Below are 23,784 nucleotides of genomic sequence, written 5' to 3'. Positions count from 1 at the left end.
CGTTATGAGTATTTAGCGTATTTTAAGAAGCGGGAGTGGATGACGTGAGTAAACGAGATTACTATGAGGTACTCGGGGTAGACCAAAACGCATCTGTTGATGAGGTTAAAAAAGCCTATAGAAAGCTAGCACGTACGTATCACCCAGACGTGAACAAAGCTGACGATGCTGAAGCGAAATTTAAAGAAGTAAAAGAAGCGTATGATATATTAAGTGACCCACAGAAGAAATCTCAATATGATCAATTTGGACATACTGATCCTAACCAAGGCTTTGGCGGCGGTGGAGCAGGTGGAGATTTTGGTGGATTTAATGATATTTTTGATATGTTCTTTGGTGGCGGTGGTGGCCGACGTAACCCGAATGGTCCACGTCAAGGAGCGGACTTACAATATACAATGACATTAGAATTTAAAGAGGCAGTGTTTGGTAAAGACACTGAAATTGAAATTCCTCGTGAAGAAAATTGTAATACATGTTCTGGTTCCGGTGCTAAGCCTGGAACAAAACCTGAGACATGTTCACACTGTGGAGGATCTGGTCAATTAAATGTTGAACAAAACACTCCATTTGGTCGAGTTGTAAACCGCAGAGTGTGTAATCACTGTGAAGGTACAGGTAAGATGATAAAGGACAAATGTTCAACATGTGCCGGTAAAGGGAAAGTACGCAAACGCAAGAAGATCAGTGTGAAAGTTCCAGCTGTATCGATCATGGTCAACAAATGCGTGTGTCTGGTCAAGGGGAAGCAGGAGCAAACGGCGGACCGGCAGGCGATCTATATGTTGTCTTCAACGTGAAATCACATGAGTTCTTTGAGCGAGATGGTGAAGACATTCATTGCGAAATGCCATTAACATTTACACAGGTAGCTTTAGGTGATGAAATTGAAGTGCCAACTTTAAATGGAAAAATTAAATTAAAAATACCTGCAGGAACACAAACAGGTACAAACTTCAGACTTCGTGGCAAAGGTGTTCCAAATGTCCATGGTCGTGGGCAAGGAGATCAACATGTGATTGTACGTGTTGTTACACCTAAAAACCTTAGTGAAAAAGAAAAAGACATCATGAGAGAGTTTGCTGAAACAAACGGTAGTCATACGATTGAAGAGCAGGATTCATTTTTTGCGAAAGTGAAACGAGCTTTTAAAGGCGAGTAATGAGTGTATTAAACGAAATTCGGGAGTGATTTAAGCTTGAAATGGGCAGAGTTCAGTATTCATACAACACAATCAGCTGTAGAACCGGTTTGTCATATTCTTCATCAGTCTGGTGCAAGTGGTGTCGTCATTGAGGATCCAAGTGACTTAGTGAAAGATTGGGATTTAGAATATGGGAAGATCTATGAACTTTCACCTGATGATTATCCCAAAGAAGGGGTTATTGTTAAGGCCTACTTTCCTGTAAATAGTTTTCTAAATGAAACGATTGAGGAAACAAAGGGAGAGATTAATGGACTTGTTGCTCATCAGATTGATCTCGGTAAAAATGCGGTTACAGTTTCGGAAGTGGATGAAGAAGATTGGGCAACTGCCTGGAAAAAGTATTATCATCCCATTAAAATTTCAAACCAAATAACCATTATTCCAACTTGGGAAGAGTACTCGCCGAATGAAGGTGAAATGATTATTGAATTGGATCCTGGTATGGCGTTTGGAACGGGTACTCACCCAACAACTATTCTGTCTATTCAAGCATTAGAAAAAACAATTACCCCAGATGACCGTGTCTTAGATGTAGGCACGGGTTCTGGTGTGCTTGCGATTGCTGCCGCGAAACTCTCAGCATCTAAGGTAGATGCGTTTGATCTTGATGATGTGGCCGTTACAAGTGCACGAAGTAACGTCGAGCTAAATCAAGCTTCTTCAGTTATATCTGTAAAGCAAAATGATTTGGTAAAAGGTGTTGAACCTCATTCATATGATCTTGTTGTTGCAAATATCTTAGCTGAGATTATTACATCATTTACAACGGATGTATACAAAATCTTGCGTGCAGGTGGTACATATGTCACCTCAGGTATTATCAAGCGTAAAAAGCAAGAAGTAAAAGACGCGTTGATAGAAGCGGGTTTTGAAATAAGAGAAGTAACTGAAATGGATGATTGGGTAGCAATTACCGCAGTAAAACCAGAGGAATTAGCCTAATGCAACGTTATTTTGTATCAAATGAACAGATGACGGACAAGCAAGTAACGATAATTGGGGATGATGCAGCGCATATTAGCAAGGTGATGCGTATGCAACCTGGTCATACGATTGTTTGCATTAACCAAGAGCAGCGAGTCGTTGTATGCTCGTTGGATTCAGTTGCAACAACTGAGGTAACAGCCTCTATATCTGAGGAGCTACTTACTCAGACAGAGCTTCCAATATCGGTTACTATCGCTCAAGGTCTACCAAAAGGGGATAAGCTTGGATCTGATCATTCAAAAAGGGACAGAACTCGGCGCATCTCGATTTTTGCCTTTTTCTGCAGCTCGTTCAATTGTGAAATGGGATGCGAAAAAGAGCGCAAAAAAGATTGAGCGACTGGAGAAAATTGCAAAAGAAGCGGCTGAGCAGTCTTACCGCTTATCAATTCCTGTTATTTATCCGAGTGCTTCTACTAAACAAGTCATTGAGCGATTTAGTGAGTATTCAGCGTGTCTTGTGCTCGCTGAAGAGCAAGCTAAAGTAGGTGAGAGATCTGTTTTAGTTGACCAATTACAAAGGTTAGATCCAGGGGATTCTTTGTTGATTTTAATTGGGCCTGAAGGTGGATTTAGTGAAGAAGAGATTGTAATGTTTGAACAAGCAGGTGCGTTAGCATGTGGTCTTGGACCAAGAATCCTACGTACAGAAACAGCGTCGCTAGCCGTGTTAGCGGCAATTTCGTACCATTTTGAATTAATGAGGTGAAGAGTATGGCAACGGTTGCGTTTCATACCTTAGGATGTAAAGTGAATCATTATGAAACAGAAGCCATCTGGCAATTATTTAAAAGCGAAAGCTATGAAAAAGTAGAGTTCGAACAAGCATCGGATGTCTATGTGATTAATACCTGTACAGTGACCAACACGGGTGACAAAAAAAGCAGACAAGTAATACGAAGAGCCATTCGTAAAAACCCTGACGCCGTAATCTGTGTGACGGGATGTTATGCACAAACGTCACCAGCTGAAATTATGGCGATCCCTGGTGTGGATATTGTTGTTGGGACTCAAGACCGAACTAAAATGATTGGCTATATCGAAGAGTTTAAAAAAGAACGTAAACCGATTAATGGTGTCGGTAACATCATGAAATCTCGTGTCTACGAGGAATTAGATGTTCCTGCTTTTACGGATCGTACCCGTGCCTCTTTGAAGATACAAGAGGGCTGTAATAACTTTTGTACCTTCTGTATTATTCCTTGGGCAAGAGGTCTAATGAGATCTAGACAACCAGAGGATGTTATTAAGCAAGCAAATCAATTAGTTGAAGCAGGTTACAAAGAAATTGTACTTACAGGCATTCATACAGGTGGATATGGGGAAGATTTGAAGGACTATAGCCTAGCACGTTTATTACGTGATTTAGAACAGGTTAAAGGACTTAAACGAATTCGTATATCTTCGATTGAGGCAAGTCAATTGACTGATGAAGTGATTGCAGTAATCAATGATTCGCAGAAAGTTGTTCGTCACCTGCATATACCGTTACAATCGGGTTCCGATACGGTTCTAAAGCGGATGAGACGTAAGTACACTATGAGCTTTTTTGCTGAGCGCTTAGAGCGTTTAAAAGAAGCGTTGCCTGGTCTTGCTGTAACATCTGATGTTATTGTTGGCTTTCCTGGTGAAACAGAAGAAGAGTTTCAAGAGACGTATGATTTTATTGCCAAACATAAGTTTAGTGAGCTTCATGTTTTTCCATATTCAAAACGAACAGGTACACCTGCAGCTAGAATGGATGATCAGGTGGATGAAGCAATCAAAAATACGCGTGTTCATCAATTAATTGAATTGTCGGATCAACTTGCAAAAGAGTATGCTTCAAGGTTTCACAATGAAGTGCTTGAAATGATTCCAGAGGAAGTGGACCAAGAGCACTCGGATATGCTTGTTGGGTATACAGATAACTATCTACGAGTGCGTGTGCAATTAGATGAAGCATATATTGGTCAAATAGTGAAGGTGAAGCTAACAGAGCCGGGCTATCCAGTTAATAAAGCGGATTTTGTTCGTGTACTTCAAGATGATCAAGTAAAACAAACTGCAGCAAACTATTAATTGTAAAGGGGTCATTTTATGGCACAGCTAAACTTAGCAAACATGATTGATCATACAGCACTAAAACCTGATACAACGGAGGAACAAATTCGTACACTTTGCGAAGAAGCTTTAACTCATACGTTTGCATCTGTATGTGTGAACCCAACATGGGTACCGCTCGCTTCTGAGCTTTTAAAAGAGTCTGAAGAAGTAAAAGTTTGCACGGTGATTGGCTTTCCTTTGGGCGCATCGTCAACAGCAACAAAAGCCTTTGAAACCACTCAGGCGATTAAAGACGGAGCAAAAGAAGTTGATATGGTTATTAATATCGCTGCCTTAAAAGCAGGCAATCAACAGGCACTAGAAGAAGATATACATGCTGTTGTTCAAGCTGCAGAAGGTCACGCGTTGGTTAAGGTGATTATTGAATCATGCTTACTGACGGATGAAGAGAAAAAAGTGGCTTGTGAAATCTCCGTTAAAGCAGGAGCTGACTTTGTTAAAACATCGACTGGTTTTTCAACTGGTGGAGCGACTGTAGCAGATATTCAATTAATGCGCGAAACAGTCGGACCTAACATTGGTGTAAAAGCCTCTGGTGGCGTAAGAAGCCTAGAAGATGCAGAACAAATGATTCAAGCTGGTGCTAATCGAATAGGTGCAAGCTCTGGTGTGGCCATAATGAACGGTCAGCAAGGCGGGAGCAGTTATTAAGTAAGACGGACAAACATATGTAAAGGAGTAGCAGACATTTTATCTTGTCAGCTACTCCTTTTTTATGACTTATAGGAGGAGTTCTTACAGTCTATTGCCATGCAAAGCGCTAACAAACCACGTAAACGGTCTTACAAGTGGGAGAAGTAGAATTGAGCAGATTACATTAAACAATACACTTGAATGCGCCAATTGAGTCGCAGGGTCTGATGATAACATCATGGAAATTGAAGCCAGTCCATTAATAAACGGCAGAAATAAAATAGCTCCTAGTGCATTTAGCCAAATGTTTGCATAGGCTACCTGTCGTGCAGATGGCCCAGCACCAATGCTCGCCAAAAGAGCAGTTAAACATGTGCCAATATTAGAACCAATCATAATTGCGATGGCTGTAGGTAGCGTCATACTTTGGTCTGCTAAAAAACCCATTGCAATCGCGATACATGCCGTACTCGATTGAACAATAGCTGCTAAAATGGCACCAAGAATGGCTCCATATGCAGAATGCGAAGCTGCCCACTGGAAAAGGTCTTGTGTAAATGAAAAAGTGGAGACTGGTTCGGCCAATGATGATAATCCACTCATCGACAAAAATAAACAAGCTAGACCAACGCAGAGACAGCCCATTGAATAGCAGATTGCATAACGAAATAGTAATAAGAGCATGCCAACAGCTAACAGCCACAAAGCATGAGAACCAATTTGGAAAGTGATGAGTTCAGCTGTGACGGTTGTTCCAATGTTGGCTCCAAGTATCACTCCAATTGTATGAGTAAAAGGGATTAAGCGGGCAGCAACTAATCCTACAAGCATCACCATAACGGCTGAACTACTTTGTAGAAGAGCAGTAATGAAAATACCAGCTAACATTCCTTTCCATGCTGAATTCGTTATTTCTGTAAGTAATACTTGCAATTTTGCCTGAGCAAGCTGAAACAAACCGTGTCTCATTACAATAAGGCCAAATAAAAATATCGCTAAATATGCGATGAATCGGGTACTAATCTCTGTGAACATGCCTTCACCTCTTTATCATATCTATGGACAAGAGCTGAGTTTCATGTATAGTGTTTAAATTGAAAAGAAAAGATGATGAAAACGCACAAATTAAAGGTTTAGGGTTGCCGAATTAGTGTTGACCGATTATAATCATATATATTATAATAGTTAAAGACGTGTATTAGGTAACGAATGCGTCTTGAGCTTGGTTGTTTTCGGAGGGAGGGAAATATCATGGCAGAAACTCGCGTTCGCAAAAACGAATCGATTGATGCTGCACTTCGTCGCTTTAAGAAGTCTATCTCTAAAGAGGGAACGATGGCTGAGGTTAAAAAGCGTAAGCACTATGAAAAGCCTAGTGTGAAACGTAAAAAGAAATCAGAAGCCGCTAGAAAACGTAAATTCTAAGTAGTTTCTTTTGAGAGGGTGGATTCACCTGATTCTTCTTGATTGGTTAAACCAGGATATGAAGTTGGCGATGAAGAGTAAAAACAAACTAGAACTTTCTGTAATACGTATGGTTAAAGCTTCTATTCAGAATGAGCAGATTAAATTGGGACATGATTTATCTGAAGAAGATAGCCTAACGGTGCTGAATCGTGAGCTTAAACAGCGCAAGGATTCCCTCCATGAGTTTGAGCAGGCAGGTCGTGAAGATCTGGCGATACGGCAACGTGAGGAAATTGCTATTCTTCATAAATATTTGCCCGAGCAGCTTACTGAGGAAGAAGTACGACAAATTGTTACAGAAACGATTGCCGAAACCGGTGCTTCGCAAAAATCGGACATGGGTAAGGTAATGGGCGCCATTATGCCTAAGGTTAAAGGTAAGGCAGATGGATCTGTTATTAATCGTCTTGTTCTAGAATCATTATCATAATTAAATGTTATTCAAAGTCGGTCTCCTTGTGAGGCCGGCTTTTTGTCGTTTGTTAAACTGTCATGAAAGCGTCACCTCACAAAAGTGGAATCGATTGCTTTATCCGTGCTACACTTAGAAGGAGTAGAAAAAGGTGGAACCAGTGTATTTACACATTTATTATTATAAATAAAATATTTGTGAATAATAAGTTGAAACCAAACGCTTGCTCATACGTACATACTATTATCATACGACTGGAGAGGGGGGAGAAGGTGAATTGGAGTAGTAAGGCAATATTGTCCTTGTCACTTGCTGCTATTTTCCTTGGTTTTTTACTTGTTCCTGTTCAACTCTTTATGGTGGCAGATACAGAAGATGATCAATCAACTGTTTTTGTGATTCCGATAGAGCAGACGGTTGAACGAGGGCTTGAAAAATTTCTTGAGCGTGCTCTCTCTGATGCTGAAAGTAATGGGGCTGACCATATTATCCTTGATATTGATACCCCAGGTGGTGCTGTTGATGCTGCAGGAAATATTGCTCAACTATTAAATCAGACAGAAACAGAGATTACTGCTTACGTAAACCCGGATGCAATCTCAGCTGGCGCGTATATTGCTTTGAATGCAGATCGTATTGTCATGCACCCTCAAGGTAGTATGGGTGCAGCTGGTGTGATTGATGGTTCAGGGAATGCGGCTGAGGATAAGGCACAATCGTACTGGTTAAATCAAATGAAAAATGCCGCAGAAAAAAATGGTCGTAATCCTGCTTTTGCATTAGCCATGGCTAGCACGAATCATGATCTTCCTAAGTATAACTCTCCAGAAGGTACATTCTTAACTTTAGGTGCAGCAGATGCAATTGAAGTTGGCTACTCAGAAGGAACAGCAAGTTCAATTGAAGAATTGCTTGCCTTGGATGATGTTGGATTAGAAGGTGCAGCTATCGAGTATTCAGAGGTAAGCTTTGCTGAAAAAATTGCTCGATTTGTAACAAATCCAATTGTAATTCCTATTCTTTTGACACTAGGGAGTCTTGGATTAGTGCTTGAGTTATATACTCCGGGATTTGGTATACCAGGAATGGTAGGACTTTCAGCTCTTGGGCTCTTTTTCTTCGGCCATTTATTTGCTGTTTTGCAGGATGGGAAGCCATTATTCTCTTTGCTGTTGGTGTCGTTCTCATTGTGATTGAGATTTTTGTTCCAGGTTTTGGGGTTTTTGGGGTGCTTGGTGTAGCTGCAATGATTGGTGGCATGTTCCTAGCATCCTTCTCGACGGCTACTATGCTCTTAGCAATTGGGGTAGCATTAGCTGTATCAATCGTAGCGGCTGTTACCTTGTTTAGGTATCTTGGTAACCGAGGTCCTTGGAAGAAGATGGTTTTAGATGCAGCAACAACAACCGAAGAAGGATATATTTCAAATGAAACACAAAGTGAGCTAATCTCTATGCATGGCAGGGCTTTGACTATACTGAGACCAGGTGGTTCGGCTCAGTTTGGTGAAGAACGTCTTGACGTTGTATCAGAGGGTGGATATATTGAACAAGGTAGCTTACTAAAGGTTGTCTACACTTCTGGATCACGCATTGTGGTTCGTGAAGTGAAGCCTGACCAAAATCATAAGGAGGAATAAAGGATGCCATTTGATGAAGGAACAATATTTATTCTCATCGCTATAGCAGTTGTAATCATACTTCTTGCTGTACTATTCACTTTTGTTCCTGTTGCACTATGGATTTCAGCCATTGCAGCAGGAGTAAAAATCAGTATCTTTGAACTAATTGGAATGAGGCTTCGTCGGGTTGTACCTGCACGAGTAGTAAATCCATTAATCAAAGCAGTTAAAGCAGGTATTGATTTGGATACCTCAAGACTTGAGGGTCACTATTTAGCAGGTGGTAACGTTGACCGTGTTGTTAACGCACTAATTGCTGCACAACGTGCGAACATTGAATTACCATTTGAGCGTGCGGCAGCGATTGATTTAGCTGGACGTGACGTTTTAGAGGCAGTACAAATGAGTGTAAATCCAAAAGTAATTGAAACACCATTTATTGCTGGTGTGGCTATGGACGGGATTGAAATCAAAGCTAAATCAAGAATTACCGTTCGTGCAAACATTGATCGTCTAGTTGGGGGTGCTTGTGAAGATACAGTTATCGCCCGTGTTGGTGAGGGAATCGTATCAACAATTGGTTCTCAACATAATCACAAAAAAGTCCTTGAAAATCCAGACATGATCTCACAAACTGTTCTTTCAAAAGGCTTAGATTCCGGTACAGCATTTGAAATCCTATCAATTGATATTGCTGATATTGATATCGGTAAGAACATCGGTGCGGAACTACAAACAGACCAAGCTGAAGCAGATAAAAACATTGCACAGGCAAAAGCAGAAGAACGTCGTGCGATGGCTGTTGCACAAGAGCAAGAAATGAGAGCCCGTGTAGAAGAAATGCGTGCGAAAGTTGTGGAGGCAGAGGCAGAAGTACCATTAGCCTTGTCAGAAGCATTACGTTCAGGACGTATGGGTGTCATGGATTACATGAATTATCAAAATGTCATGGCCGATACGGATATGAGAGATTCAATCAGTAAATCAACAGATGACAATGACACAAATAAAGACAACAACTAAATTGCCTTTCCTTTGCAAAGGAGGGATTATCATTGGAACAGCTGATTTCATTATTGTTTTCTAACCCACTTTATTTAGTGATAGCTATATTTGGTCTAGTTAGTTTATTAGGTCGAATGGCTAAAGGTGGACAGCAAACCAACCAAAGACAAAACCAACAAGGGCAGCATCAGCCCACTTCTGCTAAAGAAGAACCAGGCAAAATTGACTGGCGCGACATCTTTAATCAAGAAGAAGTGAAGACTGAACCAACTCGAGTTGAACCTAAGGAGCAAAATCAAGAAACTTATGCACCGTCACAGCATAGAGAGCCAGATGCTCGTGATGAGATGTATCAACGCTTAGAAGAAATGAAGAAAAAGAAACAGGAAGCTCAACAAAAAGCTTCAAAGCAATTAAGCGTAAGTGCTGCAAACCAGGATTTGACGAGATCGTCGGAGCTTGATTTAAACTTTAAGAATATCTCAAGCAAAGAAGCAATGAAAGCTGTTGTGTGGGCAGAGGTACTAGGGAAACCACGTTCCAGAAACCCACATCAATCATTTGCACCGCCTCGTCAAAAATAAAACTGAAATGTTCTAGCTATTTAAGAACCGAAGCATTATGTTGGTTAACTCACAACATGATGCTTCGGTTTTTTTTATTATCAAAAATAAGAGCCAACCATGTTTTTTGTGATTTTTAAGTAGGGTTGAGTTACTTGTGAAATTTCCGGAGAGTGAAAGTGGGGCGATGGAAAGTAAAGTGAAACGATAGCCCCCTGAATTGAAACGATGGAGCCCAAAGTGAAACGATAGCCCCCTGAATTGAAACGATGAAGCCCAAAGTGAAACGATAGCCCCCTGAATTGAAACGATGGAGCCCAAAGTGAAACGATAGCCCCCTGAATTGAAACGATGGAGCCCAAAGTGAAACGATAGCCTCCCGAATTAAAACGATGGAGCCCAAAGTGAAACAATAGATCTCCAAATCAAAATGATGGAGAGTAGTTGAAACAAGAATTTTCATCTCATCCTTCTCTCAATTCCCAGCATGTCCTCAGCAAAAAGTAATTTATATTAGTTAGTTCAACGCACTCCCGACGAGACTTCCCCACATCCAGTGAGCATAGTAATTAACAATTCTCCTTCCTTGACTCTAGAGTTATCCTCATACATCTCAGTATATTTTTCTGTTCCCATAATTTCTGTATCGAAAATCAGGTGATATCCACCTTTCTTATGACATAAGCATACATGGAGGGGGAATGGTGCATGGGAAAACTGATGGGACCTGTACGGAAATGGATGATGCAGCATATGCAGCTTCCCGCAGATGTCATGATGGACCTGCCCAGAATTACAATGATTGGTCAATTGCATATCTATATTGAGAACCATAAAGGAGTGTTACGTTTTTCGAAAACGGAACTAAGACTATTGCTGAAGCAAGGCCAAGTACTGATAAAAGGAGATCAATTTGTTATTAAAACAATCTTCCCCGAAGAGCTTTTACTAGAAGGAAGGATAGATCAAGTTATTTATGTCAATGAGACAAATAAAGACTCCTAACTATAGACGAGGATATACAAGGAGGAAAATATGATAAATCAATGGATGAAGCATATTAAAGGATTCGTATTTGTTGAAATAACAGGCGTTTATACGGAACGTCTGTTAAATGCATGCTTAAATAAAGGACTAGCTATTTGGTCAATTAGAAAAATGGATGAAAATCGATTAGGTTTTTATTTGGCGCTTGAAGATGTTCCTATGATGAGGTCTTTATTAAAAAAATTTGAATGCAAAATGTTCTTTAAAAAAAGAAGAGGTGGACCATTTTTAATAGCAAAAATGAAAAAACGTACTGGTTTTACCTTAGGTGTAGTAAGCTTCTTCATTCTGATACTGGTATGTTCTCAGATGGTCTGGGGTATACAGGTAAAAGGAGGGTCACCTAAAATAGCTAATGAAGTAGAGAATGCTGCATTAGAACTTGGGATCAAACGTGGCACATTTCAAATGACACTTCCTCCTGTGGAAAAAATTCAACAGGAAATGCAACAAAGAGTAACTGACGCTACCTGGATTGGAGTCAGGCAAAAAGGCACCATTTATGAATTTGAAATTGTTGAACATCAACTGCCTGAAGAAGCTGAGTTATTAAGTCCACGCCATTTAGTAGCTAAGAAAAAAGCAGTTATTTACAAAATGTTTGTGGAACATGGTCATGCAGAAGTGAAAGTGAATGACTTTGTTCAGCCAGGAGATCTTTTAGTCTCAGGTATAATTGGCACAAATAAAAAAAGTCAACAAACCGTGCCAACAAAAGGACAAGTATTAGGAGAAATATGGTACACTTCTAATGTAACCGTTCCATTAGAGGCTTCGTTTACCACATTAACTGGCAAGCACTCATCGCGTTATTTTGTTTCTTTTAATGACTTTAACGTGCCGATTTGGGGTTTTGGCAAGCCGAAATACCAGAATGTTCAAGAATTTGAAGAGGTTAAAACCTTAAATGTATTTGGCTGGAAGTTCCTGTTGCGCTAAAACATAGAGAAATTCATGAAACCCACTCCTATAAACGTACGTATACGGAGGATGAGGCTAAGCAAATCGGAATGAAACAAGCTGAACAAGAACTAATGAATCAGATCCCTTTAGATGCTGAGATCAAAAGCGGAAAACTTTTGCACGAATCCATTGACAATGGTAAAGTGAAGCTAACGATACACTATCAAGTTATAGAAGATATTACGAAGGAAAAACCGATTATCCAAGGAGATTGAGGCGATTTGTCAGAAACCAAGATGCTCCATCTAGAGCCAAAAAACACAAATGAAACACAATTATTATTTGGTCCAAACGATTCACATATAAAGAAGGTAGAAGAAGCTTTAGCTGTTCAAATAGTCACTAGAGGTGAAGAGGTGACTGTAACAGGAAGCGAAGAAGGCATCAAACAGACGGCAGATGTGTTTCAAACGCTGCTACACCTTTTAAGAAAAGGTTTAAGTGTATCTGAACGAGATGTTGTCTATGCTTGCGGACTAGCCAAAAAAGGCCAATTGGATGAGCTATACGAGCTATATGATGAAAAAATAGCGACTTCTGTAAAAGGTAAGGTTATTCGTGCCAAAACGCTTGGACAAAAACATTATGTAACACAGATCCGTAAAAAAGATATGACGTTTGGAATTGGTCCCGCCGGAACGGGGAAAACCTACTTAGCTGTAGTGATGGCAGTTAACGCTTTAAAAGACGGTGCCGTACAAAGGATTGTCCTGACAAGGCCAACGGTTGAAGCAGGTGAAAGTCTGGGGTTCTTGCCAGGTGACTTAAAGGAAAAGGTTGATCCTTACTTAAGACCTTTGTATGATGCGTTGCATGATGTTCTTGGAGTTGAGCAAACAACAAGATTAATGGAACGTGGAACCATTGAAGTAGCACCACTTGCGTATATGCGTGGCAGGACACTCGACGATGCATTTGTGATCTTGGATGAGGCGCAGAATACAACAAGAGAGCAAATGAAGATGTTTATAACAAGACTAGGCTTCGGCTCAAAAATGGTGATAAATGGTGACTTAACTCAGATTGATCTTCCGAAAGGCAAACAATCTGGTCTTGAAACAGCTTGTGGGATCTTAAAGAATGTGAAAGGTATTGGCATGATATACCTGCAGCAATCTGATGTGGTCCGTCATACATTAGTGCAACAAATTATTCAAGCCTACGATACTTCAGGGCAGAATTCCTAACTGACCCTGAAGAACTACATACATATGGATAACAAACAGTAAGCAGACCAATTCGTTTGGTCTGCTTCTCTTAAAGGGTACTATATATTTTGATTACATGTAAAACGAAAGCTGAGGTGAACTATGTGGCAGAACAACCAAAATCGTTAAAACAATGGTGGAAAGAAATAAAGCAACATCGATACATTAAAACCATTCTTGTTCTTTTAACAGCCATTTTTCTTTATTTAATGATGTTAAGCAATGTAATTCCAGAGCAACTGGACATCCATTTGTCTGATGTGGCTGATGAGGACATTCGCTCTCCCATTACGATTGAAAATAGTCAGGCTACTGATGAACTTCAAGCTGAAGCCGTACGGAATGTAGAACCAAACTATGTGCTAAAGCAAGGTTATGCCGAAACACAGGGTGGGCGCGTAAATGATATCTTTGAACTCATCATGCAGGTGAAAAAGGATCAGCCCACAGTGGATGACGCAGATGAAGAGGATGAGTTTGACGAAGAAGGCGTGTTAGAGGAGAGTTTAACGAGTGTAAAGGATGCCCTTTCTTCAGGCACAAGTAATCAGTTGTCAGATGCAACTATTCTTACCCTGTTAGAGACCTCGGATTCTCAACTCGTATTAGCTAAAGAAGCAACATCAAACACTGTTTTTGAGGTAATGAGTGAGCGAATTGAAGCGAATAATCTAGAAGAGGCAAAGGATCAAGTGGACGAGCTCATCAATATTTCAACTGTTAGTAATAAACTTCGAGATGCGATGGTGGAAGTAGCTCAGTTCGCCATTATTCCAAACTACGTTTATGATCGGGATTCAACAGAGCGTCTCAGAGAAGAAGCTGCTGAAAATGTTGAGCCAGTTATGATTAGAGAGGGTCAACTTCTTGTTCAACAAGGAGATGTCATTAATAATGAAGCATACGCTCAGCTGAGGTTAGTCGGGTTATTAGATGAATCTCTTAATTTCTACCCTTATATTGGCTTGGGCTTATTCGTATTGATTTTAATGGGTATGATGCTTTATTTCATCCAAGAATCGAATACCACCGTACGAAATAATAACTCTCATTTTCTAATGTATATCCTTGTTTTTGTGATTGTTACTTGTTTGATGAAAGTGACAAGCTATACGGAACTGCTAGGAGTTGTTGGCATCGGTTATGTTGTGCCAGTAGCTGCTGGAACCATGCTTTTGACGCTACTTTTAAATACAAGGATCGCCTTGTTTACAAGTGTATTATTTGCAACGGTTGGTACAGTGCTCTATAGCCAAGAAGGCGCATCTTCGTTTAATGTGACCTTTGGTTTCTATTTATTAATTAGTTCATTGGCAGGTGCGTTATTTCTAAACACTTCAAATCGAATCACAAGGCTTCTTAGAGCAGGTTTTCTAGTAGCTTGTATCAATGTCATTGCCGTATTAACATTACTATTCATCAAAGGCATGCAGAATAATTGGATTGAAGTAGGCTTCCATCTTGGAAGTGCAGCTTTTTCAGGAGTGGCGGCTGCCGTTTTGACAATTGGGTTACTTCCTTTTTTTGAAACTGGATTCTCGATTTTATCCGTCTCAAAATTAATTGAGTTATCAAATCCAAATCATCCATTGCTCCGAAAAATATTGACAGAAGCACCAGGTACATATCATCATAGTGTAGTTGTCGGTAATCTCGCGGAAGCAGCCTGTGAACGACTTGGTGAAAATGGACTATTAGCACGAGTCGGTGCTTATTATCATGATGTTGGAAAAACAAAGCGACCACATTTCTTTATTGAAAATCAATTGAGGCATGATAATCCTCATGATAAAATTTCACCTCAGTTAAGTAAAACCATTATTATCTCACATCCTTATGATGGCGCAGATTTGTTGCGTGAGCACAAAATGCCAAAAGAGATTGTAGAAATTGCTGAGCAGCATCATGGTACAAGCTTGCTTAAGTACTTTTATCATAAAGCTAACCAGGAAGTTGAGCAGCCATTGCCGGAATCTCAGTTCCGCTACCCTGGACCAAAACCTCAAAATAAGGTAGCATGTATTGTTGCTATTGCTGATAGCGTAGAAGCGGCAGTCCGATCAATGCCAAAACCTACACCTGACAAAATTGAAACATTGGTTAATAAAATTATTAAAGATAAGCTTGAAGATGGGCAATTTGACGAATCCGAAATCACATTAAGAGAGTTAAATGATATTGCCCTATCCATGCTTGAGACTTTAAAAGGGACATTCCATCAGCGAATTGAATATCCGGATGAAATAAAAAAAGGTGGGAAAGAACATGGCGATACTCGTGGAAACAATGGACGAGACTGACACGTTAACAGATAAACAACTTGAGCTTATCACAGCAGTACTCACACATGCTTCTGAATTAGAAAAGCTAGAAGGAGAAATTGAAGTCTCAGTTAGTTTTGTAAATGATGAAGAGATAAGGCAACTGAATAATGAACATCGGGGGATTGATCGAGGAACCGATGTGCTTTCTTTTGCATTAAATGAAGGAGAGGAAGATTCAGTTGAGTTAATAGAAGGCATGCCTAATTTACTCGGTGATATTATTATTTCAACTCCAAGAATAACGATGCAGGCAGAAGAATACGGTCATTCATTTGAACGGGAGCTTGGATTTTTAGTCGTTCATGGCTTTCTTCATTTGCTAGGGTATGATCATCTAAATGAACAAGACGAGAAGATTATGTTCGGCCGCCAGGAGGAGATCCTAACAAGTTATGGGCTTGTCAGATAGGAATCAGAGGGGATTTAGACGTCTACTACGTTCTTTTGTATTTGCAGCACATGGCCTTAAGCATGTGATAAAATATGAACAAAATATGCAAATACATCTTATATGTTCTATTGTTGTATTTGCAGTGGCCTGGTGGTTAACATTGCCTCTTGAGCATTGGTTAGTCTTATTACTTGTCATCGGAGGTATGTTCTCCTTAGAAATTATGAACACAGCTGTAGAACGTACGGTTGATTTATATACAGAGGAGTTTCATCCACTAGCCAAACGAGCAAAGGATGTGGCAGCAGCTGCTGTGTTTGTTTATGGCGTGTTTGCTGTTATTATAGGAATACTAATCTTTGGCCCACCATTTATACAAATACTATTTTATTAAAAAGGGGTTACATCTATGCATGATCATTTAATGGAAGAAGCAGCTAATGCGAGGAAGCAAGCGTATGTGCCTTACTCCTCTTTCCCAGTAGGAGCTGCTCTTCTTATGAAAGATGGTACGATTTTTCATGGGGCAAATATTGAAAATGCTTCATTTGGGTTAACAAACTGTGCGGAAAGAACAGCACTGTATAAAGCCTACTCAGAAGGAAATAGAGAGGTACAAGCAGTTGCTGTTATTGCAAATACCGATGAGCCAGTTTCACCTTGTGGAGCCTGTCGTCAAGTGATGATGGAATTATGCGGACCAAATGTTCCAGTATATTTAGGAAGTACAAATGGAAAAATAGTTACAACTACAGTGGCAGATTTACTGCCTGGTGCATTTAAAGCGGGGGATATGAATGAGTAATCAACACGAGAATGAGCATAAATCAGGTTTTGTCAGTTTGATTGGCCGACCAAATGTCGGTAAATCAACGTTATTAAATCGAGTAATTGGTCAAAAAGTTGCGATCATGTCGGACAAACCACAAACAACACGTAATAAAATCCAAGGTGTATTTACTGATAATGATGCACAGATTGTTTTTATTGATACACCAGGTATTCATAAACCGAAGCATAAGCTTGGTGATTTTATGATGAAGGTAGCAAAAGACACATTAAAAGAAGTCGATATCATTCTCTATTTGGTTGAAGCGAATGAGGCATTTGGACCAGGTGAACAATACATTATTAATCGCTTAAAAGAAACATCTACTCCTGCATTTTTGATTATTAATAAAATTGACTTGGTGCATCCAGATGAGCTGTTTGCGTTAATTGATACATATAGACAAAAACATGAGTTCAAGGAAATTATCCCGATCTCTGCATTAAGCGGAAATAACGTGCCAGTCCTTCTTGATCAAATCAAAGATAAACTGGAAGAAGGACCGCAGTATTATCCTGCTGATCAAGTAACAGATCACCCGGAACGATTTATTGTTGCTGAATTAATTCGAGAGAAGGTCCTTCAGTTAACACATGAGGAGATCCCACATTCAATTGCCGTGGGCATCGAACGGATGAAAAAGCGAGAACACAAAGATATGGTCGATATTCAGGCGACGATTGTGGTAGAGCGATCTTCACAAAAAGGAATTGTTATTGGTAAACAGGGATCACTTCTAAAAGAAGTAGGAAAACTTGCTAGAGCCGATATTGAAGCCTTACTTGGTTCAAAGGTATTTCTAGAACTTTGGGTCAAAGTCGAGAAAGATTGGCGGAATAAACAGCTCAGCTACGAGACTTTGGTTTTCGCTCGGATGAATACTAAAAATAGGACAATACTTTTAACAATGGTTGGGTTACTAGCCATTGTTTTTTTGTAGGGAAAGCCTTATCATAAAAAGAAAGACCCGAGAAAAAATGTCAATTTAAACGTGTGAGTGTTTGTCAAGGTTTATGATTTAGTAATATTTCCTTAACATGTTCTAACTTAATCAGGTGAAACTAGGAGTACAGGTGGAACGATTTCTTGACAAAGGAGTGAATTCTGACATGCTCGATTTATCTTGGAAAGTTTTTACTAATACTGGAAATCTAGATACGTATTTATTAATCAAGGAGCTTGAGCGCGATTCAGAAGCAAGCATTGAGTCAGAAAATACAACTGATATAACGCTTGATTCATCCTCTCAGTAACAAACAGCTAGGTGGTTACGATGTTAGATAGAGTAGAAGCAATTGTCATTCGAACCGTAGATTACGGAGAAACCAATAAAATTATCACACTTTATACAAAAGAACGAGGAAAAATAGGTGTAATGGCAAGAGGGGCTAAAAAACCGAGAAGTCAGCTCTCAGCTGTTTCTCAGCCGTTTATATACGGCTCTTTTGTCATTTATAAAGGTAGTGGATTAGGTACGTTAAACCAAGGGGACACCATTAGTTCTTTCCGCAAAATCAGAGAGGATCTCACCTTGGCCGCTTACGCGATGTATATCGCTGAAATGGTAGATAAGCTTACTGAAGAGAATCAACGTTATCTATGGCTATTTGATTGGCTTTACCTAAGCCTTGAGAAGATGGCTAGTGGGGCAGACCCAGAGGTTATTACCCGAATCTTTGAAATGAAAATGCTTGATGTTGCAGGTATTAGCCCGCAACTTGATCAATGTGTGTGTTGTGGATCAACGGAAACACCTGTTGCGTTTTCCATTCGCTTTGGCGGATTTATATGTAGGTCCTGTTTGCATCGGGATGAGCATGCATTTCCATGTTCATCTCAGACGGTTCGATTGCTACGTCTTTTCTATGAAATGAATTTGCATCGACTCGGAAATATTTCATTAAAAAAAGAAACCAAACAGGAACTTAAGCAGATCATTCGTGCTTATTATGATGAATACTCTGGTGTTACCTTAAAGTCTAGACGGTTTTTGGATCAACTTGAACGTATGGATTTAGGTCCGAATATTGACACGTAGTATGATCTTATGTATGATTTTACTAATATGAATACGTGCATTGATGAAAAGAAGTACCTGCAATAATCTGATTTAAGCGACTTAGGGATGGTGTAAGCCTAAGATTCAGATAGCAGCGAAAGGCATTTCTGAGCACAACTAACGAAAGTGGTTCGTACAAATGAGTACGGATAAGTAGGGTGGAACCGCGGGAAAAGCTCCCGTCCCTACGCTGATTACAGCGTAGGGACGGGAGCTTTTTGCTTTTGCTGCCGCCTTTATGCGAGTGAACTAATGACAGGAGGCTGTACGATGAACGTACAACAAATGATTTTAACATTACAGCAATATTGGGCAAAGCAAAATTGTATTATTATGCAAGCATATGACACGGAAAAAGGTGCAGGTACAATGAGCCCTTTTACGTTACTCAAAACGATTGGCCCAGAGCCATGGAATGTGGCGTACGTTGAACCTTCAAGACGCCCGGCTGATGGACGTTATGGGGAAAACCCCAATCGCCTGTATCAGCATCACCAATTTCAAGTTGTGATGAAGCCGTCACCACTTAATATTCAAGAATTGTATCTTGATAGCTTAAAGGAAATTGGAATAAATCCGTTAGAGCATGATATTCGATTTGTCGAGGATAATTGGGAGAATCCAACACTTGGTTGTGCAGGACTTGGTTGGGAAGTATGGCTTGATGGTATGGAAATTACCCAGTTTACGTACTTTCAACAAGTTGGTGGACTGGAAGCAAGTCCGGTATCGGCAGAAATTACGTATGGCTTAGAACGACTTGCTTCTTATATTCAAGATAAAGAAAACGTGTTTGATTTAGAATGGGTTGAGGGATTTACGTACGGCGACATTTTCAGTCAAGCCGAATACGAGCATTCTAAGTACACGTTTGAAGTATCGGATACAACGATGCTCTTTTCATTGTTCCAAACGTACGAAAAAGAAGCGGGCAGAGCATTAGATGAACAGCTTGTTTTACCGGCATACGATTATATCTTGAAATGTTCACATAGCTTTAACCTGTTAGATGCACGAGGAGCCATTTCTGTAACCGAACGTACAGGATATATTGGTCGCGTGCGTACACTTGCGCGACGTGCTGCTAGACTTTATTACGAAGAACGGGAACGCCTTGGCTTCCCTCTGTTAAAAGCAAAGGAGGAGTCGAACCATGAGTAAGCATGATTTTTTACTAGAGATTGGACTGGAGGAGCTTCCGGCTCGATTTGTCACTTCATCCATTAAACAGTTAAAACAACTGGTTGAAGAGTGGTTAAAAGAGCAGCGACTGGAGTACGTGGCAGTTGAAGGCTACTCGACGCCAAGACGTTTGGCTATATTAGTGCGAGACTTAGAAGACAGTCAACCAAATCTGGAAAGCGAATCACGTGGACCAAGCTAAAAAAATTGCAGTAGCAGAGGATGGTAGCTGGTCTAAGGCGGCTCAGGGCTTTGCTCGTGGTCAGGGTGTCTCACCTGATGAGTTATTTACAAGTGAAGTTAAGGGAACGGAGTATGTGTTCGCGAAGACTTTCCAAGAAGGGAAAAAAACGCTTGAGTTGCTGCCTGCATTAAAGGATTTAATTACGTCGATGCATTTCCCTAAAAACATGAGATGGCACGATTACAGTCTTCGTTTTGCTCGTCCAATTCAGTGGTTAGTAGCATTGTACGGCAAAGAAGTGATTCCATTTTCGATCACGTCCATTCATTCAGGTGACAGTAGTCGCGGACATCGTTTTTTAGGTGAAGACGTGAAAATAACGAATCCAAATGAGTACAAAGAGCTTATGCGAAAGCAGTTTGTGTTAGTTGATGCTGAGGAACGAAAACAAACGATTCGCTTGCAGCTAGAAGAGCTAGCTGAGCAGGCTGGATGGGTTATTCCTGTAAATGAAGAATTGCTTGAAGAGGTAAATAACTTAGTGGAGTGGCCAACTGCTTTAAGCGGGAAATTTGAAGAAGAATTTCTTAGCTTACCAAAAGACGTTTTATTAACAACAATGAAGGAACATCAGCGTTATTTCCCAGTAGAGAATATGGAAGGCAAGCTGTTGCCTCACTTTATAACTGTACGTAATGGCGATTCTAGTCACATAGAAAACGTTGCTAGAGGAAATGAAAAAGTGTTACGCGCTCGCTTTTCGGATTCAGCGTTTTTCTATAAAGAAGATCAAAAGATGGATATTGATGCAGCTGTTAGACAGCTTGATGCCATCGTGTATCACGAAGAATTAGGTTCCCTTGGAGATAAAGTAAAACGAATCAAGGATGTTGCTGCCAAACTTTCCACTCATCTGGACCTTTCTCAGAGCAATCAAGAATTTGTACAACGTGCAGCTTCTATTAGTAAATTCGATCTTGTTTCTCAAATGGTCGGAGAATTTCCTGAACTTCAAGGTTTAATGGGTGAAGAATATGCGCTCTATTTGGGAGAAAAAGCAGAAGTTGCAACAGCTATTAGAGAGCATTATTATCCACGCTTTGCGGGTGACAGTCTGCCTGAGACTAAGATTGGTTTGGTTATAAGTATGGCGGACAAACTTGATACGATTGTATCGTGTTTTGCAATTGGTTTAATCCCAACCGGTTCTCAGGACCCTTATGCCCTAAGACGTCAAGCGTTAGGACTAGTACAAATGGCTGTAGAGAAACAATTGGACATCCAGCTAGATACTCTACTTAATCTTGCAGTGGAAACGGCAGAAGATCATGGATTGAAGATAGAAAATAAAGAAGAATTGCTTCAGCAGTTGAACGAATTTTTCACGTTAAGAATGAAATATGCTCTTTCTGATAAAGGCATAGAGTACGATGTTGTTGATGCTGTTTTAACAGATGAACAGGCGACGATTACGTGGACGTTTTCAAAGGCGGCGTTACTTTCAGAAGCTCGTAAGCACGAGAACTTCAAGAAAGTGGTGGAAGCGTTAAGCCGTGTCACAAATATCGCCAAAAAAGCAGAAGCGACTGTTGAGATAAACCCATCCTTGTTTGAAAAAGATGAAGAGCGTTTATTATATGATCGTTACAAAACCTTATCATCAACATTGAAACAATATAAGGATCAAGGACAAGTAACGGAGGCTTACAAAGCATTAGAAGAGAGTGTGCCACTTGTTCATCAATATTTTGAACATATTATGGTTATGTCAGATCAGAAAGAAGTAAAAGAAAATCGTCTTCAACTGATGAAGCAGCTGGCTGCCGAAATCGAAGCCTTTGCTCTGTTTCAAAAGATTGTGTTTTAAAAGGTTGGATATTTGTTATTGAAAAGGGCGGTGAGTTCCTATCGAGCTATCTAGTAGGCAAGAACAAATTCTTACCATTGTAAAAGAAAACGCTCCGATTACTGGGGAACATATTGCGGAAAAGCTCTCGTTAACGAGAGCTACACTGCGACCGGATCTAGCGATCTTAACAATGTCTGGTTACCTAGATGCAAGACCACGGGTAGGCTATTTCTATACAGGAAAATCAAATACTCAAATTCTGTCAGACAAAGTAAAAACCATCACTGTGGACCATTACAAATCTAGACCTGTTGTTGTGAATGAGTCCTCATCTGTATACGAAGCCATTACGACGATGTTCCTCGAGGATGTGGGCACACTTTTTGTAGTAGATAAACTCGCCACTCTTTCAGGAGTTGTTTCAAGAAAAGATTTATTGCGAGCAAGTCTTGGTCAGCAATCACTTGAAACAATCCCTGTTGGTGTCATTATGACTAGAATGCCTAACATAACCGTTTGTCATGGTGATGACTTTATTATAGATATCGCTAAAAAGCTCATTACAAAACAAATTGATGGTCTGCCGATTGTCAAAAAGGTCACTCATGGAAGTGGATATGAAGTAACAGGTCGTATTACCAAAACAAATATCACAAGTTTACTTGTTGACTTGGCTAATAATGAATCCATTTAAGCGAATGAAAAACAAATGCTTATTTTACAAGGAGATGTTCTGATGGAGGAAACGATTTATCGTCCAATTGTTTATGTAGTATCTGACTCTGTAGGGGAAACAGCGGAACTTGTTGTTAAAGCAGCCGTAAGCCAATTTAGTGGATCTGGAGTAGAACTTAGACGTATTCCCTATGTCGAGGATAAAGGAACGATTGAAGAAGTCGTTTGTTTAGCAGCTCAGGCTAAAGCGTTAATTGCGTTTACACTTGTTGTTCCTGAGATGAAGGATTATTTACTTATTCGAGCAGCAGAGGAAAATGTGGAAACCGTTGATATAATCGGGCCAATGCTGCAAAAAGTATCTGAGCTGACGAACAAAAAGCCCCGATACGAGCCTGGTGTCATTTATCGCTTAGATGAAGATTACTTTCGTAAAGTCGAAGCAATTGAGTTCGCTGTAAAATATGATGATGGACGAGACCCTAGAGGTATTATACGAGCTGACGTTGTACTAATTGGTGTCTCTCGTACTTCTAAAACACCGTTATCACAATATCTGGCTCATAAACGACTAAAGGTTGCGAATGTGCCTTTAGTGCCAGAAGTAGAGCCACCAGCAGAACTTTTTAAGATTTCTCCGCAAAAATGTATTGGACTTAAAATTAGTCCTGAGAAATTAAATAGTATTCGTACTGAGCGGCTTAAAGCATTAGGCTTAAAATCGGAAGCGAACTACGCTAATATTAATCGTATTAAAGAAGAACTTGCTTATTCTGAAAAAGTAATGAGTCGCATAGGATGTCCTGTAGTGGATGTTTCAAATAAAGCTGTGGAAGAAACGGCAAACTTAATTTCAAATATGTTTCAACGCAAATAAGAGATTATATCGAAGCTCTTAGTGTTTAAATGGACACTAAGAGCTTCCTTTATCATTCATTTTACGAGTTCTAAGATAAAACTCTGTTCAAATGGACAATTATTACGTATAATAAAGAATTGTGATTTCATGTCTATTTCACATTTAAATGGTCTATTTTTTAATGAGAACAAATAAATTTGAAAAGTCAAGACTT

Annotated in this window: 22 protein-coding genes, 5 pseudogenes and 1 other annotated feature; of the genes and pseudogenes, 26 read left to right on the top strand and 1 reads right to left on the bottom strand. The window is 39.9% G+C overall.

Annotated elements, in window-relative coordinates; genetic code table 11:
* Positions 1-44: 44 nt before the first annotated feature.
* The 5 genes and pseudogenes from dnaJ to deoC all read left to right on the top strand — a co-directional run bounded on the left by dnaJ (position 45) and on the right by deoC (position 4,950).
* Positions 45-1,162, top strand: a pseudogene (dnaJ, locus tag NDM98_RS22240) (molecular chaperone DnaJ).
* Between the two features lie 36 nt (positions 1,163-1,198).
* A complete protein-coding gene (gene prmA, locus NDM98_RS22235; protein ID WP_251611652.1) occupies positions 1,199-2,149 on the top strand; it encodes a 50S ribosomal protein L11 methyltransferase in 951 nt (316 codons plus the stop codon).
* Positions 2,149-2,902, top strand: a pseudogene (locus NDM98_RS22230) (16S rRNA (uracil(1498)-N(3))-methyltransferase). Before prmA ends, NDM98_RS22230 begins: the two are co-directional and overlap by 1 nt.
* A gap of 5 nt (positions 2,903-2,907) precedes the next feature.
* Positions 2,908-4,254, top strand: a complete 1,347-nt coding sequence (mtaB, locus tag NDM98_RS22225; RefSeq protein WP_251611651.1) for a tRNA (N(6)-L-threonylcarbamoyladenosine(37)-C(2))-methylthiotransferase MtaB — start codon at positions 2,908-2,910, stop codon at positions 4,252-4,254.
* An 18-nt stretch (positions 4,255-4,272) separates the two neighbouring features.
* A complete protein-coding gene (gene deoC / locus NDM98_RS22220; protein ID WP_251611650.1) occupies positions 4,273-4,950 on the top strand; it encodes a deoxyribose-phosphate aldolase in 678 nt (225 codons plus the stop codon).
* Between the two features lie 84 nt (positions 4,951-5,034).
* Here deoC and NDM98_RS22215 read toward each other — a convergent pair whose 3' ends face one another.
* The gene (locus tag NDM98_RS22215) at positions 5,035-5,967 is read right to left on the bottom strand and encodes a Na/Pi symporter (protein ID WP_251611649.1); all 933 of its coding nucleotides are present in this window, start codon (positions 5,965-5,967) and stop codon (positions 5,035-5,037) included.
* Positions 5,968-6,183: 216 nt separating this feature from the next.
* Here NDM98_RS22215 and rpsU point away from each other — a divergent pair, with 216 nt between their 5' ends.
* The 21 genes and pseudogenes from rpsU to NDM98_RS22115 all read left to right on the top strand — a co-directional run bounded on the left by rpsU (position 6,184) and on the right by NDM98_RS22115 (position 23,588).
* Positions 6,184-6,357 carry a 30S ribosomal protein S21 gene (gene rpsU / locus NDM98_RS22210; protein WP_059102666.1) on the top strand — a complete coding sequence of 58 codons (174 nt, stop codon included), beginning with the start codon at positions 6,184-6,186 and terminating at the stop codon, positions 6,355-6,357.
* 28 nt (positions 6,358-6,385) lie between these two features.
* Positions 6,386-6,829, top strand: a complete 444-nt coding sequence (locus NDM98_RS22205; protein ID WP_251611673.1) for a GatB/YqeY domain-containing protein — start codon at positions 6,386-6,388, stop codon at positions 6,827-6,829.
* A gap of 62 nt (positions 6,830-6,891) precedes the next feature.
* Positions 6,892-8,099: pseudogene (locus NDM98_RS24405) on the top strand (NfeD family protein); the annotation flags it as partial.
* Positions 8,100-8,450, top strand: coding sequence for an NfeD family protein (locus NDM98_RS24400; RefSeq protein WP_444546316.1), 351 nt, complete (start codon positions 8,100-8,102; stop codon positions 8,448-8,450). It abuts the pseudogene before it with no gap.
* Positions 8,451-8,453: 3 nt separating this feature from the next.
* A complete protein-coding gene (gene floA, locus NDM98_RS22195; RefSeq protein ID WP_251611648.1) occupies positions 8,454-9,455 on the top strand; it encodes a flotillin-like protein FloA in 1,002 nt (333 codons plus the stop codon).
* A 32-nt stretch (positions 9,456-9,487) separates the two neighbouring features.
* Positions 9,488-10,021, top strand: coding sequence for a YqfB family membrane protein (locus NDM98_RS22190; protein ID WP_251611647.1), 534 nt, complete (start codon positions 9,488-9,490; stop codon positions 10,019-10,021).
* A 687-nt stretch (positions 10,022-10,708) separates the two neighbouring features.
* Positions 10,709-11,005, top strand: a complete 297-nt coding sequence (yqfC, locus tag NDM98_RS22185) for a sporulation protein YqfC (RefSeq protein ID WP_251611646.1) — start codon at positions 10,709-10,711, stop codon at positions 11,003-11,005.
* Between the two features lie 30 nt (positions 11,006-11,035).
* Positions 11,036-12,225, top strand: a pseudogene (gene yqfD, locus NDM98_RS22180) (sporulation protein YqfD).
* Between the two features lie 6 nt (positions 12,226-12,231).
* Positions 12,232-13,197, top strand: a complete 966-nt coding sequence (locus NDM98_RS22170) for a PhoH family protein (protein WP_251611644.1) — start codon at positions 12,232-12,234, stop codon at positions 13,195-13,197.
* Between the two features lie 125 nt (positions 13,198-13,322).
* Positions 13,323-15,518: an HD family phosphohydrolase gene (locus tag NDM98_RS22165; protein ID WP_251611643.1), complete on the top strand. Its 2,196-nt coding sequence runs from the start codon at positions 13,323-13,325 to the stop codon at positions 15,516-15,518.
* Positions 15,484-15,951, top strand: a complete 468-nt coding sequence (gene ybeY, locus NDM98_RS22160) for an rRNA maturation RNase YbeY (protein WP_251611642.1) — start codon at positions 15,484-15,486, stop codon at positions 15,949-15,951. Before NDM98_RS22165 ends, ybeY begins: the two co-directional genes overlap by 35 nt.
* Positions 15,935-16,327: a diacylglycerol kinase family protein gene (locus NDM98_RS22155; protein ID WP_251611641.1), complete on the top strand. Its 393-nt coding sequence runs from the start codon at positions 15,935-15,937 to the stop codon at positions 16,325-16,327. The genes ybeY and NDM98_RS22155 overlap by 17 nt, the downstream gene beginning before the upstream one ends.
* Positions 16,328-16,342: 15 nt before the next feature.
* Positions 16,343-16,738: a cytidine deaminase gene (locus NDM98_RS22150; protein WP_251611640.1), complete on the top strand. Its 396-nt coding sequence runs from the start codon at positions 16,343-16,345 to the stop codon at positions 16,736-16,738.
* Positions 16,731-17,647: pseudogene (gene era, locus NDM98_RS22145) on the top strand (GTPase Era). The gene NDM98_RS22150 and the pseudogene era overlap by 8 nt, the downstream one beginning before the upstream one ends.
* A 224-nt stretch (positions 17,648-17,871) precedes the next feature.
* Positions 17,872-18,015 carry a YqzL family protein gene (locus tag NDM98_RS22140; protein ID WP_251611671.1) on the top strand — a complete coding sequence of 48 codons (144 nt, stop codon included), beginning with the start codon at positions 17,872-17,874 and terminating at the stop codon, positions 18,013-18,015.
* 20 nt (positions 18,016-18,035) lie between these two features.
* Complete coding sequence (gene recO / locus NDM98_RS22135) at positions 18,036-18,800, top strand: DNA repair protein RecO (protein ID WP_251611639.1); 765 nt, start codon at positions 18,036-18,038, stop codon at positions 18,798-18,800.
* 31 nt (positions 18,801-18,831) lie between these two features.
* Positions 18,832-19,011, top strand: a binding site (T-box leader).
* Between the two features lie 80 nt (positions 19,012-19,091).
* Entirely contained in the window at positions 19,092-19,982 is an 891-nt protein-coding gene (glyQ, locus tag NDM98_RS22130) for a glycine--tRNA ligase subunit alpha (protein WP_251611638.1), read from the top strand.
* Complete coding sequence (locus tag NDM98_RS24800) at positions 19,975-20,205, top strand: glycine--tRNA ligase subunit beta (RefSeq protein WP_373370437.1); 231 nt, start codon at positions 19,975-19,977, stop codon at positions 20,203-20,205. The genes glyQ and NDM98_RS24800 overlap by 8 nt, the downstream gene beginning before the upstream one ends.
* Entirely contained in the window at positions 20,192-22,054 is a 1,863-nt protein-coding gene (glyS, locus tag NDM98_RS22125) for a glycine--tRNA ligase subunit beta (protein ID WP_373370436.1), read from the top strand. The genes NDM98_RS24800 and glyS overlap by 14 nt, the downstream gene beginning before the upstream one ends.
* 40 nt (positions 22,055-22,094) lie before the next feature.
* Positions 22,095-22,730, top strand: coding sequence for a transcriptional regulator CcpN (gene ccpN, locus NDM98_RS22120; RefSeq protein WP_251611670.1), 636 nt, complete (start codon positions 22,095-22,097; stop codon positions 22,728-22,730).
* Positions 22,731-22,784: 54 nt separating this feature from the next.
* Positions 22,785-23,588 (top strand): pyruvate, water dikinase regulatory protein, encoded by an 804-nt coding sequence (locus NDM98_RS22115; RefSeq protein WP_251611669.1) that lies wholly within the window; start codon positions 22,785-22,787, stop codon positions 23,586-23,588.
* Positions 23,589-23,784 lie beyond the last annotated feature (196 nt).

The organism is Alkalicoccobacillus plakortidis (assembly GCF_023703085.1).
Lineage (GTDB): Bacteria > Bacillota > Bacilli > Bacillales > Bacillaceae_D > Alkalicoccobacillus > Alkalicoccobacillus plakortidis.
The sequence above is the reverse complement of the archived record's forward strand: the minus strand, read 5'-3'. Positions and strand labels throughout refer to the sequence as shown.